This is a genomic window from Sulfitobacter sp. SBS6, from assembly GCF_048285585.1.
GTDB lineage: Bacteria > Pseudomonadota > Alphaproteobacteria > Rhodobacterales > Rhodobacteraceae > Sulfitobacter > Sulfitobacter pontiacus.
This window is the reverse complement of sequence record NZ_JBLWBA010000007.1, coordinates 129,675-144,548: the sequence shown is the minus strand read 5'-3', so window position 1 is coordinate 144,548 and position 14,874 is coordinate 129,675. Positions and strand designations below refer to the sequence as shown.

13 protein-coding genes are annotated in these 14,874 nt (G+C 60.6%); 8 read left to right on the top strand and 5 right to left on the bottom strand.

Features of this window, described 5'->3' with window-relative positions:
* Nucleotides 1–83: 83 nt before the first annotated feature.
* On the bottom strand, nt 84–890 hold the full coding sequence (locus ACNQ62_RS13615; RefSeq protein WP_074636797.1) for a ferredoxin--NADP reductase: 807 nt from the start codon (nt 888–890) through the stop codon (nt 84–86).
* Nucleotides 891–1,023: 133 nt separating this feature from the next.
* Here ACNQ62_RS13615 and ACNQ62_RS13610 point away from each other — a divergent pair, with 133 nt between their 5' ends.
* The 8 genes from ACNQ62_RS13610 to ACNQ62_RS13575 all read left to right on the top strand — a co-directional run bounded on the left by ACNQ62_RS13610 (nt 1,024) and on the right by ACNQ62_RS13575 (nt 9,658).
* On the top strand, nt 1,024–2,214 hold the full coding sequence (locus ACNQ62_RS13610; RefSeq protein ID WP_009824287.1) for an amidohydrolase family protein: 1,191 nt from the start codon (nt 1,024–1,026) through the stop codon (nt 2,212–2,214).
* A 377-nt stretch (nt 2,215–2,591) separates the two neighbouring features.
* Nucleotides 2,592–4,283: an AMP-binding protein gene (locus tag ACNQ62_RS13605; protein WP_418095068.1), complete on the top strand. Its 1,692-nt coding sequence runs from the start codon at nt 2,592–2,594 to the stop codon at nt 4,281–4,283.
* Between the two features lie 33 nt (nt 4,284–4,316).
* Nucleotides 4,317–5,609, top strand: a complete 1,293-nt coding sequence (locus ACNQ62_RS13600) for a 3-hydroxyacyl-CoA dehydrogenase NAD-binding domain-containing protein (RefSeq protein WP_418095067.1) — start codon at nt 4,317–4,319, stop codon at nt 5,607–5,609.
* A complete protein-coding gene (locus ACNQ62_RS13595) occupies nt 5,606–6,385 on the top strand; it encodes an enoyl-CoA hydratase-related protein (protein ID WP_009824290.1) in 780 nt (259 codons plus the stop codon). The genes ACNQ62_RS13600 and ACNQ62_RS13595 overlap by 4 nt, the downstream gene beginning before the upstream one ends.
* A 53-nt stretch (nt 6,386–6,438) precedes the next feature.
* Entirely contained in the window at nt 6,439–7,725 is a 1,287-nt protein-coding gene (locus tag ACNQ62_RS13590) for an acyl-CoA dehydrogenase family protein (RefSeq protein ID WP_009824291.1), read from the top strand.
* The gene (locus ACNQ62_RS13585) at nt 7,722–8,489 is read left to right on the top strand and encodes an SDR family NAD(P)-dependent oxidoreductase (protein WP_005848869.1); all 768 of its coding nucleotides are present in this window, start codon (nt 7,722–7,724) and stop codon (nt 8,487–8,489) included. The genes ACNQ62_RS13590 and ACNQ62_RS13585 overlap by 4 nt, the downstream gene beginning before the upstream one ends.
* Nucleotides 8,490–8,498: 9 nt before the next feature.
* Nucleotides 8,499–9,290 (top strand): SDR family oxidoreductase, encoded by a 792-nt coding sequence (locus ACNQ62_RS13580; RefSeq protein WP_180829560.1) that lies wholly within the window; start codon nt 8,499–8,501, stop codon nt 9,288–9,290.
* Nucleotides 9,287–9,658, top strand: coding sequence for a VOC family protein (locus tag ACNQ62_RS13575; protein ID WP_005848865.1), 372 nt, complete (start codon nt 9,287–9,289; stop codon nt 9,656–9,658). The genes ACNQ62_RS13580 and ACNQ62_RS13575 overlap by 4 nt, the downstream gene beginning before the upstream one ends.
* A 21-nt stretch (nt 9,659–9,679) precedes the next feature.
* Here the strand turns inward: ACNQ62_RS13575 and ACNQ62_RS13570 are convergent, their stop codons facing one another.
* The 4 genes from ACNQ62_RS13570 to ACNQ62_RS13555 are packed head-to-tail and all read right to left on the bottom strand — an operon-like array spanning nt 9,680 to nt 14,774.
* Nucleotides 9,680–10,735, bottom strand: coding sequence for an amidohydrolase family protein (locus ACNQ62_RS13570; protein ID WP_418095066.1), 1,056 nt, complete (start codon nt 10,733–10,735; stop codon nt 9,680–9,682).
* The gene (locus ACNQ62_RS13565; RefSeq protein WP_005848859.1) at nt 10,732–11,610 is read right to left on the bottom strand and encodes an acyl-CoA thioesterase; all 879 of its coding nucleotides are present in this window, start codon (nt 11,608–11,610) and stop codon (nt 10,732–10,734) included. The genes ACNQ62_RS13570 and ACNQ62_RS13565 overlap by 4 nt, the downstream gene beginning before the upstream one ends.
* A 6-nt stretch (nt 11,611–11,616) precedes the next feature.
* The gene (locus ACNQ62_RS13560) at nt 11,617–13,575 is read right to left on the bottom strand and encodes an acetoacetate--CoA ligase (protein WP_418095065.1); all 1,959 of its coding nucleotides are present in this window, start codon (nt 13,573–13,575) and stop codon (nt 11,617–11,619) included.
* Nucleotides 13,572–14,774 (bottom strand): serine hydrolase domain-containing protein, encoded by a 1,203-nt coding sequence (locus tag ACNQ62_RS13555; RefSeq protein WP_418095064.1) that lies wholly within the window; start codon nt 14,772–14,774, stop codon nt 13,572–13,574. Before ACNQ62_RS13555 ends, ACNQ62_RS13560 begins: the two co-directional genes overlap by 4 nt.
* Nucleotides 14,775–14,874 lie beyond the last annotated feature (100 nt).

Genomic DNA, 14,874 nt, shown 5'->3' with positions numbered 1-14,874 from the left:
ACCTTTTGCTGCGGGCATAAAACTTGTTGGTATACGAATAGAAGTGCGTCGGGTGCCTTCGTGTCAAATCAATTCGCATGTCGTCAGCCGACAAAGGCTTTTTCGACCACAAAACTGGCAGGACGGTTATTTGCCCCCTCCACTAGTCCGAAGGATTCGAGCGCGGCCTTGGTGTCGTTCAACATGGCCATCGACCCGCAGATCATCGCACGGTCGCGATCAGGAGAGATCGGCGGCACGTCCAAATCGCGGAACATCTTGCCCGACGCCATCAGGTCGGTTTGCCGCCCTTCGCGTGGCCACGGCGCGCGGGTCAGCGTGTCGTATAGGGTCAGCCTTTGCGCCAATTCCCCCACCAGCGGATCGGCCTTGAGGCTGGCGACCAGATCACGGCCATAGGTCAGCTCTTTGGCGGTGCGACAGGTGTGGCATAGGATCAGATCGTCAAACTTCTCATACGTCTCGGGGTCACGGATGACCGACGCGAAAGGCGCGATGCCGGTCCCCGTGGCGAACATCCACAGCCGTTTACCGGGCAGCAAGGCGTCATTCACCAACGTCCCCGTCGGCTTGCGGCGCATCAGCACGGTATCACCGACCTTGAGCTTTTGCAGGTGCTGCGTCAGCGGCCCGTCCGGCACCTTGATAGAGTAGAACTCGACCCCCTCGTCCCACGACGGCGACGCGATGGAATAGGCGCGGAACACCGGCTTTTCGGCATTGGGTAGCCCGATCATCACGAACTCCCCCGACCGGAAGCGGAAGGACGGGTCGCGGGTGATGCGGAAGCGGAACAGGCTGTCGGTATAATGCTGCACCTCCGTCACCGTTTCGGCAAAGACACCGGCGGGGATCGGGAAGCTGGGGCGAGAGAGAGAAGCGGCGTCCATGGAGAGTCCTTATCGGCTGCGGATGTAATATTGTTTGTATGCGAATGATTATCTGTCAAGTGTTTCATCTTGATCGGTCGCATTTTTCTGTTAGCGTTCAAATGAAACTGATGCTGCTTGAAAGGCGTGCCCCATGTCAGACACCTCTGCAAAACTCGTGATCCGGAACATCGGGATGATCCTGACCGGCAAGATGGAAGACCCGATTGCCGACGGGGATTGCCTGATCGCGATGGACGGGAAGATCACGGAATGGGGCTATGCCAAGGATATGGATTGTGACGGGGCCACGACAGAGGTCGACGCCCATGGCGCGACGCTGGCACCGGGGTTGATCGACAGCCATGTGCACCCGGTGGTGGGCGACTATACCCCGCGTCAGCAACAGTTGGGGTGGATCGATTCAACGCTGCACGGCGGGGTGACCACACTGATCTCTGCCGGCGAAGTGCATATGCCGGGCCGCCCGAAGGATATCGTCGGCCTCAAGGCGATGGCGATCGCGTCGCAGCGTTGGTACGAAAACTTCCGCCCCTCGGGCGTCAAGGTTCACGCGGGCGCGCCGGTGATCGAACAGGGCATGGTCGAAGAAGACTTTGCCGAGATGGCCAAGGCCGGTGTTACCCTGCTGGGCGAGGTCGGACTGGGCACGGTCAAGGACGGCAAGACCGCCGCGCAGATGGTCGGATGGGCACGCAAATACGGCATGCAAAGCACGATCCACACCGGCGGCCCGTCGATCCCCGGATCAGGGTTGATCGATGCGGATATGGTGCTTGAGACAGGAACGGATGTGGTCGGGCATATCAACGGCGGGCACTCTGCCCTGCCCGACGATCAGATCATCTGCCTGTGCGAAGGCTGCAAGGCCGCGCTTGAGATCGTGCACAACGGGAACGAACGCGCCGCCTTGCTGACGCTGAACACAGCGCGCGAGTTGGGCAAGCTTGATCAGTTGATCCTGGGCACCGACGGTCCGGCTGGGTCCGGCGTGCAGCCTTTAGGGATCATGCGCATGGTTGCGATGCTGTCGTCGCTTGGCGATGTACCTGCCGAGATCGCCTTTTGCTTTGCCAACGGCAACACCGCACGGCAACGCAAGCTGGACACCGGATTGATCGAGGTCGGCAAATGCGCGGATTTCGTCCTGATGGATCAGGCACAGCATGCGCCCGGCAAAAATATGCTTGAATCGGTCCAACTGGGAAATCTGCCCGGTGTTGGCATGACGGTGATTGATGGCGTGGTACGAAGCCTGCGCAGCCGGAATACGCCCCCTGCCACGCGGCTCCCCGAGCTGATTTGCGGCACCGTCGGTGCCTGAGCGCTGACATAAGCGGCTGCGGCGGGGGATCTGCCGCCCCCTAAGTGACGCGATGTTTCAATGACATCGCAGGTGCCATTGGCCGCTTTCCCCGGTTTCGGGGAAAGTAGGGCTTTCCTTACCTTTATATTCATGGTCAATTTTCGCCGAGATATGGGGCCGCACGTGCGGAGGGCCTTGGTGCGCGTAAAATCCTGTCAAACGTCAGCTTGCGGAACATCGTTCCATCATGCGGTATTGGCAGTTTGAATTTTAGCGCTTAGGCTGCAGAAATCAGAGTCGCGGACAATCGTGGAGGAGTGTCCGGCAACAGGCTCGATAAGGGAGGACGAAATGGCCACACTATCTGTATCTATGCTGTCTGCGGGCGGGTGCATATGACCGCAATGACCCCCGAAGAAGCCATTCGCCACGTGGTTTCAACGAACCCGACGTTCGAAGTAACCGAAAGTAATATCCGTGGCGTCACCTATAAAACATTCAAGAATATCCCGAAAACCCTGGGCGGGCTGATCCAGGCGAGCCGCGAAATCCAGGGGAATGGCGCGGCAGAGTTTCTGGTCTATCAGGATGAACGCTGGACCTATGATGCGTTCACCGCCGATGTGAACCGCATCGCCAACGGGCTGCGCGACACGCTGGGGATCAAGACCGGCGACCGTGTCGGCATCGCGATGCGCAACTATCCCGAACTGCTGATGCTCACGCTGGCGGTCGCGTCAGCGGGTGCTGTGGTGGTGTTCGTCAATGCGTGGTGGACCACCGAAGAGCTTGACTATGCGTTGCAAGACAGCGGGGCCAAGACGGTCTTTGCCGATGGTCCCCGTTTTGAACGGATGAAACCCTTGGTGGATGATCTGGGCCTGCGTCTCATCGGCGTGCGCGATGCCGAGGAAATGGGCCCGCACAAGCTGTCGGACCTGATGCAGGGCATGGCCGAAACGCCGCCCGAAGGGGTTGATCTGGACACGGACGATGACTTTGCGGTGATGTATTCCTCTGGCACGACGGGCAAGCCGAAAGGGGTGGTGCAGACCCACCGTGGCGCGCTTAGCGCGGTGTTCAGCTGGCTGCTACAGGCCGTCGCCGCGCCGCTGGTCACCCCCCCTGAACCCGGCGCACCGCCCGCGCCGCGCCCGTCGGGGTTGATCGTCACACCGCTGTTTCACGTCACCGCGACGCATCCGCTGTTTCTGCTTAGCCTGCCCGCCGGTGCCAAGATTTCCTTGCTACACAAGTGGGACGCCGAAGAAGCGGTGCGCGTGATCAACCGCGAGGGCGTGACCCGTTTTCTCGGCGTGCCGACGCAATCTGCCGACCTGCTGGAAGCCGCAAAGCGTATGGGAGAGACCCTGCCGACGCTCACCTGGCTTGGCGCAGGCGGGGCGAAACGCCCTGCGGCGCAGGTGGCGCAGTTGAAAAACCAGTTCCCCGCCGCCGACATCGCGACAGGCTGGGGCATGACCGAGACGAACGCGCTTGGCATCGGCATGGTGGGCGAGGAATACAACAAACGCCCCGACGCCGCAGGCAAGCTGCATCCGCCGCTGCAAGACATCCGCTTTCTGGACGACAAGGGCAACGATGTCCCGCAAGGCGAATTGGGCGAAATTACCGTCAAAAGCCCGGCCAATATGCGCTGCTACCTCAACAAGCCGGAAGCCACCGAAGAGACGATGCAAGACGGCTGGCTGCGCACTGGTGATCTGGGTGTGATCGACGCCGAAGGCTATATCACCATCCTTGATCGCAAGAAGAACATCATCATCCGGGGCGGCGAGAACATCGCTTGTCTGGATGTCGAGGGCGCGCTGCACACGCATCCCGATGTGATCGAGGCTTGCGCGTTTTCCGTACCGGACCCGCGCTTGGGCGAAGTCGTCGGGGCCTCTGTGCAGACCCGTGATGGCAAGCCGTTGACTCAAGCCGATATGGCGGCGCACCTCGACGGGCGGCTGGCCAAATTCAAGATACCCGAAAAACTGTGGTGCCAGGACGGTCCTTTGACCCGTGGTGCCACCGACAAGATTGACCGCCGCGCGATCCGCGCGGCCTGTCTGGACACATAAGGCCCACCAACCGGGCCGGAAGAAAGGAAGACTATGAACACCCCAACCGACGCAGAAATTGGTGCCTATATCGGTGCTGCCGGCAAAGCCGCATGGGAGGTCCCGGACCTGCCCGCCAACACCAAACAGCGCGAGATCAAATCCGTAGGCATCATCGGCGCGGGTACGATGGGCGGCGGCATCGCGATGAACTTTGCCACCGCGGGCATCCCCGTCACCATCGTAGAGACCACGCAAGAGGCGCTGGACCGCGGGTTGAAGGTCGTGCGCGGCAACTACCAGCGCAGCGCCGATAAGGGCCGTTTCCCGCAAGAAGAAGTCGAAGCGCGGATGGATCGCTTTGACGGCAAGCTGGAACTGGCGGCCTTGGCCGAGTGTGATCTAGTGATCGAAGCCGTGTTCGAAGACATGGAGCTGAAGCGCAAGATTTTCACCGAGCTGGACCGCGTGATGAAACCGGGCGCGATCCTTGCGACGAACACCTCGGCGTTGAACATCGACGAAATCGCCGCGATGACCAAGCGCCCCGAAGACGTGATCGGGCTGCACTTTTTCTCGCCCGCCAACGTGATGAAACTGCTCGAAATTGTGCGTGCGAAACATACTGCTGATGATGTGGTCGCGACCTCGATGGATCTGGCGGCCAAGATCAACAAGATCGCTGTGCTTGTCGGCGTTTGCCCCGGTTTTGTCGGTAACCGTATTTTGTTCGCACGCCAGAAACAGGCCAACAAGCTGCTGCAACAGGGCTTGATGCCCTGGGACGTGGACGCCGCGCTGAACGCCTTTGGCTTCAAGATGGGGCCGTTCCAGATGTCCGATCTGGCCGGTCTGGATATCGGCTGGTCCAAAGGGGCCAAGACCGAAAACCCGATCCGCGATGCGCTGTGTGAAATGGACCGTCGCGGCCAGAAGACCCAAGCGGGTTTCTACGACTATGATGAATCCCGCCGCCCGATCCCGTCGGATGTGGTCGCCGGTGTGATCAAGGACATCACAGGCGCCGAAGCCAACCAGATGTCGCAGGAACAGATCATCGAAATCTGCATTTACCCGATGATCAACGAGGCGGTCAAAATCCTTGAGGAAAACAAGGCGCAGCGCCCCTCTGACATCGATGTGGTCTGGCTGAACGGCTATGGCTGGCCCGCCGATAAGGGCGGCCCGATGTTCTATGGTGATATGGTCGGTGCGCAGGCCGTGCTGGACGTGATGGAAAAGCTGGGCGCCGAAGACCCCGAATTCGCGCCCGCCGAGCTGCTGCGCGACCTGGCCAAGAATGGCGGGAAATTCACTGAAATCGACACCGGAGGGCTGAAGGTATGAGCTATCAATATATCACCACCGAAAAGAAGGGTCACATCCTTGTTGTGACCATGAACCGCCCCGAGGTGTACAATGCCGTGCACGTCGACATGCATAATGAAATGGCCGATTGCTGGGACGCTTTTGCAGCGGATCAGGATCTTTGGGTCGCGGTTCTGACCGGCGCGGGGGACAAGGCGTTCTCCGCGGGGAACGACCTGAAAGCCACGGCTGCGGGCGGGTCGAAGGCGACAATGCCCGCCAGCGGCTTTGCCGGTCTGTCCTCGCGTTTCGATCTGGAAAAGCCCATCGTCGCAGCCGTCAACGGTTTCGCCATGGGCGGCGGGTTTGAAACGGCGCTGTCATGCGACATTATCCTCGCCTCCGACCAGGCAAAATTCGCCCTGCCCGAGGTCAAGGTCGGTTTCTTCGCCGCGGCTTCCGGCGTGCAGCGTCTGTCGCGCTATATCGGGCGGCTTGCCGCGCAAGAGATGATGTTCACCGGCCGCACCATCATGGCCGATGAGGCGCTGTCGATGGGCTGCGTCAACGCGGTCTACCCTGCCGACCAGCTGATGGCGAAAGCGATGGAAAAGGCCGAAGAACTGTGCGCCGTGTCGCCGTCGGCGGTCAAGGCCACGAAACGCGTCCTGAACGACATGTACAAGCGCGACGGGATGCAAGACAGCATCGCCTATTCACGCGAGGTGATCGCGGATCTCAGCAAAACCGAAGATTTCAAGGAAGGCGTGAACGCCTTTGTCGAAAAACGCAAACCCAACTGGGTCAATAAATAATCGAACCAACTGCCAGGAGGCACTCTATGTCACATAACGAAGCTATGGCCGGAATGAATAATCTCGAGATGTCCGAGAAGGCCAAGCCGCTGTTGGCCGCCGTCATCAAACACATCCGCGAAAATGTCGATCCGATCACCGACGAGTATTTCCGCCTTGGCGAAGGTCGTGCCGACCGCTGGTCACACGCGCCCGGCCAGTTGGAGCTGCTGGAAACCGCCAAGAAAAAGGCCCGTGAAAATGGGCTGTGGAATTTCTTTTTGCCCAATGCCGAAACCGGTGAAGGTCTGTCGAACCTTGATTACGCCTATATCGCGGCCGAGCTTGGCAAAAGCCCGCTGGCCTCTGAATCCCTGAACTGTTCCGCGCCCGACACCGGCAACATGGAAGTGCTGGAACGGATCGGGACAGCGGAGCAGAAAGAAAAGTGGCTCAAGCCGTTGCTTGCCGGTGAAATCCGGTCGGCCTTCGCGATGACCGAACCCGATATGGCGTCCTCGGATGCCAAGAATATCTCTACCTCTGCCGTGCTGGAAAACGGTGAATGGGTCATCAACGGCGAGAAATACTATATCTCCGGTGCCGGTGATCCGCGCTGCAAGATCATGATTACCATGGTCAAGACGTCGCCCGACGCCGAACCTTTCCGTCAGCAGTCGCAGATCCTTGTGCCGATCGACACCCCCGGTGTTGAAATTGTCGGCCCGATGCATGTCTTTGGTCACGACGACGCGCCGCACGGTCACATGCACATCAAGTTCACCAATGTGCGCGTGCCCGAGGAAAACATCCTCTGGGGCGAAGGCAAAGGCTTTGAAATCTCCCAAGTGCGTCTTGGGCCAGGCCGTATCCACCACTGCATGCGCTCCATCGGGGCGGCGGAAAAGGCGCTGGACCTGATGATCGAACGCGGGCTGAGCCGTGAAGCCTTTGGCAAGAAAATCATCGATCTGGGCAAGAACATGGAAACGATCTCTCGCGCCAAGATCGAGATTGAAGCCATGCGCCTGATGGTTCTGAAAGCCGCCAAGGCGATGGACGTTCTGGGCAACAAAGAGGCCCGCATCTGGGTCAGCATGATCAAGGCGATGGTGCCGGAAAAAGTCTGCAACATCATCGATCAGGCGATGCAGGTGCATGGTGCGACAGGTATTTCGCAGTGGTCGCCGCTGTCGGGCATGTACACGTCGCAGCGCACGCTGCGCTATGCGGATGGCCCTGATGAGGTCCACCACCACGTGATCGCCCGCGCCGAGGTCAAGGATTATCAGGAATCCAACCTGCGCACATCGCGCGCCCGTGAAGAGATCGCCACAGGCCGTACGCGAGGTGGCGTATGACCCTATTCGATCTGACCGGAAAGGTGGCGCTGTTGACTGGTGCCTCCAAGGGCATGGGGCTGGCGATGGCCAAGGGTCTGGCCGAGCATGGCGCGACCGTCGTCATCTCGGCCCGCAAGCAAGATCAACTGGACGCCGCCGCCGCCGAGATCAACGCGCTTGGCAAGGGCAAAGCGTTCGGCGTCGCCTGCAATGTTGGTTATAAAGAGCAGCTGCAAGCGCTGGTGGACGAGACCCACAAGCTGGCAGGCAAGATCGACATCGTGATCGGCAACGCGGGCGTGAACCCCTACTATGGGCCAACGTCCGAGATCCCAGATGATGCCTATGAAAAGACGATGAACGCCAATGTGCTGTCCAATCTTTGGCTGGCACAGATGGTGGCCCCCGACATGATCGAGAAAGGCGCCGGGTCGATGGCGTTCACCTCGTCCATCGGGGCGTTCAAACCGTCGGTCATGCTGGGCACCTATGGCATGTCCAAGCTGGCGCTGATCGGCCTTGTGCGCAACCTTGCCGCCGAATTCGGGCCCAAGGGTCTGCGGTTCAACGCAATCTGCCCGGGTCTGGTGAAAACAGAATTTGCGCGCGAGCTGTGGGACAATCCTGATGTCGAGAAACGCATCAAGAACGAGATCCCGCTCCGCCGTCTTGGCGAGGCAGAGGATTTTGCGGGGCTCGCCGTGTTCCTCGCCTCTGATGCAAGCCGCTACATGACCGGTCAGGCGCTGACCGTTTGTGGCGGGTCGAACATGTGGACGTAAGGGGCTGCTATGGAACTGAAGGATAAAATCATCGTCATCACCGGTGCCGCAAGCGGCATCGGCAAGGCGATGGCCATCCGCTTTGCCGCGGAAGGGGCCAAGAAAGTCGTCTGTGTCGACCTCAACAAAGAGGGCGCGCAGGCGGTCGCCAACGAGATCGACGGCGTGGCTTTCGGTGTGAATGTCGGTGTCGAGCAAGAGATCGCGGATATGATCGATGCCGTGGAAAACGACATCGGCCCGATTGATCTGTTCTGCTCTAACGCGGGCATATTGATCGCGGGCGGCATGGAAGTGCCGAACGAAGACTGGCAGCGCATCTGGGATATCAATGTGATGGCCCATGTCTGGGCGGCCCGTCATCTGGTGCCGCGCATGACCGAACGCGGGGGCGGCTATCTGCTGAACACCGCGTCGGCGGCAGGTCTGCTGAATCAGGTCGGATGCGCGCCTTACGGCGTGACCAAACACGCGGCTGTTGCCGTGGCCGAATGGCTGGCGATGTCTCATGGTGACGACGGGATCAAGGTCTCGGTGCTCTGCCCTCAGGCTGTCCGCAGCGAGATGACCCGCGGTCACGAGGATTCTGTCGCCGCGCTCGACGGTCTGCTTGAAGCGGAACCCGTGGCCGAAGCCTGTCTGGAAACCATCCGCAACGAGACGTTCCTTGTGCTGCCCCACCCGCAAGTGCTGGAGTATATGCGCAAGAAAACCGAGAACTACGATCGCTGGATCGGGGGTATGCGCAAGCTGCACCGGATGTATGGCGACCGCAGAAACCCGCAGGGGAATGTATCATGATCGGCTATACCACCGTGGGCACCAGCGACATGGCGCGCGCCAAGCAGTTCTATTGCGACCTGTTCGAAAGCAAGGGTGCCAAGGTGCTGATCGACAGCGGCCGGATCGCCATGATCGGCACCGGCGGCGGCACGCCCATGATTTCGGTCTGCGAACCCTACAACAAAGAGGCCCCTACCCCCGGCAACGGGGTGATGGTCGCGTTTACCGCCGACAGCAAAGAGGAAGTGGACGAGATCTACGCCAAGGCGATCTCGCTTGGTGCGACAGACGAGGGCGCGCCGGGGCAAAGGGTGCCGGACCGGTTCTACGGGGCCTATGTCCGCGACCTTGATGGCAACAAACTGTGCTTTTTCAAATTCGCCTAAAGTAAAAATCTGCCGTCCGCGTCACGCGGGCGGCAGCCCATAGACGCGCCGCGCTGTGCCAGAAAAAAGCGCCGCTTGCGCCGCGTCATCCAGATGCGCTGACATCTTCTTGAACGCGTTCCAGATCACCACATAGCTGACCGCCGTGCGATCCACGGGAAAGTTGCTTTCGAACATGCAACGTTCGGCACCGAAGACATCCAGCATATGCGCGTACCATTTGCCCTGCGTCTCTACGATCTCGTCCGAGGACGGTGGCAGGTCGCGGTGCATGTAGCCGTACCCATTGTCGGGCATGCAAAGCCCGCCCAGCTTGGCCATCACATTGGGGCATTCCGCCAACTCAGACATATGGTCTTTCCACGCGGCAAAGATATCGTCGCGTTTGCCTTCGAACCGGCCAACGCCCAAGGGTGTGCCGAAGTGGTCAAGGATCAGCGTGGTCTGTGGCACCGCGCGGGCAAGGTCCAGAAACTCTTGGTGTTGATGGTGGTAATGCCAGCTGTCCAGCGTCAGCCCACGCTCGCCCAGGATCGCGGCACCGCGGATGAAATCAGGATCGCCGTATTGGTTTTCGACCCCGCGTCCGGGGATCGCCAGATGCTGCGGTTCCGCATCGCGCGCGCCGGAGTTTCGTATACCCTTGAACAGCCCGTTCCCTGCGGCCTCATGCGCGTCGAGCGCGGCATGCAGCTGGTCGGGGGGCAGCACCAGTTCGGTCTGCGCGATAATGCCCGCGATCTGCGCCTGACCGCGCGGCACCTGCGCCGCCATCTGCGCCACGGTGCGTGTCTCGCCCACCGATTGCAGATGCCCGGGCGTGTCGCGATCCCAATAGGACCGACATTCGATATAGACCGTCTGCACCACGTTATGCCCGGCGCCGGTGTCGCGCCAAAGCGCGTCCATCTCGTAGACGGCGGGGGCATCGGGCGTGCCGTGACGCCAGAGGTGGTGGTGGGGGTCCACAATCTCGCGGTGCGGGTCGATTGCGGTCTCGGGGACCAGTCCCAGCCAGTCGTCGCGCAGTTCGATCCCCGGTCGCCAACCCGGATAGCGGCCCCCCGTCTGTGTCATGAAGCAGCTTCTTTCTTTTTATAGGGGCGCATCAGCCCTTCTTGCGCCGTTGTCGCGGCAAGTTGGCCGTTCTGATTGTAGATCAGCCCGCGATTGAACCCGCGCGCGCCACCGGTGAAGGGGGCGTCGAGTTCGTACAGATGCCAGTCAGAGAAATCGATCGGCGCGTGAAACCACATGGCGTGGTCAAGGCTGGCGGTCATGACCTGCCCCTGGAACCACGTCAGCCCGTGGGGCCGCAGTGACGAGCCGAGCAGGTTCATATCGGACGCATAGGCGAGCAGGCAGTGCTGCATGATCGGGGACTGCCCCTTTGCCGCCTCCATCCGGAACCAAAGGTAATTCTTGTCCGAGGTCTTTTCCGGTTCGAACAGATCGCGCGGGTCAACCTCGCGGATCTCAATAGGGCGTTCGCGCAGGAAATCGTCGCGGTGTTTGGGCGAGATTTTTTCGATATAGGGTTCGCGCAGGTCGGGGCGGTCAAGCCAGTGTTCCGGCCCTTTTACGTCAGGCATCTTGTGCTGGTAGTCCCAGCCCTCTTCCTGCACGTGGAACGACGCCGAGAGGTTGAAGATCTGCTTGCCGTGCTGGATCGCGACAACCCGCCGCGTGGTAAAGCTGCCCCCGTCGCGGGCGCGGTCGACCTGATAGATCACCGGGATCGACGGGTCACCGGGACGGATGAAATAGGCATGCAGCGAATGGCACATCCGGTCCGGCACCGTGCGATAGGCGGCCATCAAAGCCTGCGCGATAACATGGCCGCCAAAGATGCGCGTGGTGGTTTCCCCGCCCGACCCGATGCCGCGGAACAGGTCGATCTCAAGCTGTTCGATATCCAGCAATTCAAGGAGTTGGCGGGCCACATCGGTCATCTGGGTTCAGTCCTTCTGGGTCGCACGCGCATTGGCGTAGGCGACATAAAAATCAAAGCTGTCCGGATTGGCCATTGAATCCCTGTTCACCACCTTTTCCGGATCCTGCCCAAGCAATAGCTTTTTCACAGGAACCTCAAGCTTTTTGCCAGATAGGGTGCGGGGGATCTCGGCGACCTCGATGATCTCGTTCGGAATGAACCGGGCCGAGACGTTCTTGCGGATTGCCGCGTTGATCTTGTCCTTGAAGGCGTCATCAAAGGCGACGCCTTGGGCCGGCACCACAAACAGCGGCATAAAGCTTTCACGCCCCAGAAATTCGAGGTCGACAACAAGGCTGTCCATCACCTCGTCCAGGCCTTCGACGGCCTGATAGATTTCCGCACTGCCAAGGCGCAGACCCTTGCGGTTGATCGTGGCGTCAGAGCGGCCATAGATCACCGACCCGCCGTTTTCGTTGATCTCGATCCAGTCGCCGTGGCGCCAGATGCCGGGATAGGTGTCGAAATAGCTGTCGTGCAGGCGGCTGCCATCCTCGTCGCCCCAGAAGAACAGCGGCATCGACGGCAGCGGCTCGGTACAGACCAATTCGCCCACAACGCCGGTCAGGTCATTGCCATCCTCGTCGAAGGCACGCACCGCGTTGCCAAGCGCGCGGCACTGCATTTCACCAGCGCGCACGGGCATGCCGGGATGGCCCAGCACAAAGGCCCCCGCCAGATCGGTCCCGCCCGAGATCGGCGCCAGCCAGACGTCCTCTTTCACCTGTGCGTATATCCAGTCATAGGCATCAGAGCTCAGCGGTGATCCGGTCGAGCCGAGCGAGCGCAGCGCGGAAAGGTCAACCTCGTCCCGTGGGGTCAGCCCTGCCTTCATGCAGCCGCTAAAGAAGGCCGCGCCCGCGCCAAAGAAATCAAGCTTTTCATCCGCGACAAAGCGCCAGATCACGCCCATGTCAGGATAATTCGGTGCCCCGTCGAACATCGCGACCGTGGTGCCCTGCCCCAGTGCGGTGAATTGCGAGTTCCACATGATCCAGCCCGAGGATGTCAGCCAGCAATAGCGTCCGCCGCGCCGAAGATCATGGTGCAGGGATTGTTTTGCGGATTCCAGGATGATCCCGCCATGCCCGTGCACGATCGGCTTGGGATTGCCGGTGGTGCCGGAAGAATAGACGATCCACAGCGGATGATCGAAGGGGACTTGCGTGCTTTCATAGGGTGCGTCGCGGTCCAGCAGACTGTCCCACGCCATATGCCCCTTGGGCAAATCCCCGACAAAAGGCACCGTGACGCATTGCACCAGACTGGGCAGCGCCGCCTCTAGCCCTGCGAGGATCTCGCGACGGTCCACGGTTTTGCCCGCGTGGACATAGCCGTCTTGCGCGATCAGCACCTTGGGTTCGATCTGCTTGAACCGGTCCAGAATGGCGACATGCCCCATATCGGGGGCGCAAAGCGACCAGATCGCGCCGATGCTTGCGGTGGCCAGAAAGGCGATCATCGCGGTTTCGGTATTGGGCAGCACGGCAACAACGCGGTCGCCTTTGGTCACGCCCATATCCCGCAGATGCGCGGCGACGCTTGCCACTTGTGCGCGCAGCTCGGACCACGACAGACGTTTGCGACCAAAGGTTTCGGACTGCACGATCAGCGCATCGCCGTCAGGCTGGCTGTCCACATGCTTCATGATCTGGTCGGTGTAGTTCAGCATCGCGCCGGGGCACCATTCGGCACCGGGCATCTGACGCTTTGCCATGACGGTCGTGTAGGGCGCGCTGGCCTGTACGTCGAAATAGTCCCAGATCGCGGACCAGAACCCGTCAAGGTCGGTCACGCTCCACTCCCACATGGCGTTATAGTCTTCGAACGTCAGCCCGCGTTGGTCTTTCAGGAACCGTTCAAATTCCGCCATGGTCGAGGCATCGGCGCGCTCTTTTGTCGGGGTCCAAAGGATATCGTTCATGTCATCGCTCCGTGGATGAGGGCCTTGAGTTGGGGGCGCGCGGGGTACGAGCTGGACGGCGCAAGCTGCGTGAAGAATACGACAGACAGATCCAGCACCGGATCAATCCAGAAGAATGTAGAGGCCATGCCGCCCCAGCTGAAATCACCTGGGCTGCTGGGAACGCGGACACGACCGGGGTTCAGCACCACGGCACCGCCAAGGCCAAAGCCCATCCCTTCCATCGGTTGTTCGGCAAAGCTAGCAGGCCCCATCGACGCGATGTCGCCGGGCAGATGGTTGCGCATCATAAAGTCGAGCGTCTTGGGCGAGATCAGCCCCGCCCCACCGGTGCGCAGCATCTCGGTGAACTTGAGGTAGTCATCAATGGTGCCCACCAGTCCGCCGCCGCCAGAGTGCATCTCGGCGTTCAGGAAGGGGGAGGTGTCGGGCTTGTCCACGCAGCGCAGCACGGGCGTATCTGGTTTGGCCGCGTTCATGCCATAGGCGCTGCCCGCCAGCGGGGTGTAAAGCGAGGCAAAGCGGTCAATGCCACCTGCGGGCACGGAAAACCGCGTCTCGTCCATGCCAAGGGGGCCAAGGATTTCATCAACCAGAAACGTCTCTAGCGACTTGCCCGAAACGACCTCTATCACGCGGCCAAGCACGTCGATGCCCACGGAATATTCCCAACGGCTGCCGGGGTGGAACGCCAGCGGCAATGCGGCCACGCGGTCGGTCATCTCGGCCAGCGATCCTTGATCGGCGCGGAACAGGATGTCGGCCTCGTCCATCGCCTTCGCCGTGATGCCGGGGTTGAACGGATAGCTCAGCCCCGAGGTATGGGTCAGCAGCTGGTGCAGTGTCGGCGTTTGGCAGGGTTCGGTCTGATCCGCCGCTGTCGCGCCGTCGATCAGGCAGCGCATATCGGCGAAAGCGGGGATGAAATCGGACACCGGCGCATCAAGGTGAAACAGCCCGCGTTCCGCCAGCATCATGATGCCGACCGAGGTGACAGGCTTGGTCATCGAATAGATGCGGGCGATCGTGTCGCGGGTGAACGGCTGGCCGGTATCCGTGTCGCGCTGGCCCTTGGCATCAAAGTAGACCTCTTGCCCGCCCTGCGCCACCAGCACCGAACACCCGGCAAACCGTTTGCGGTCCACATAGGTCTGCATCCAATCCCCGATGCGGCCCAGCTTATTTGTGTCGAACGCCAAAAAACTTTCCTCCCGAGCCGCGACCGCGCCTCAGGAGGATGAGGCCGCGGAACGCGACGATTTCAATAGATGATTTACTGGTAATGGTCTGGCTTAGGTC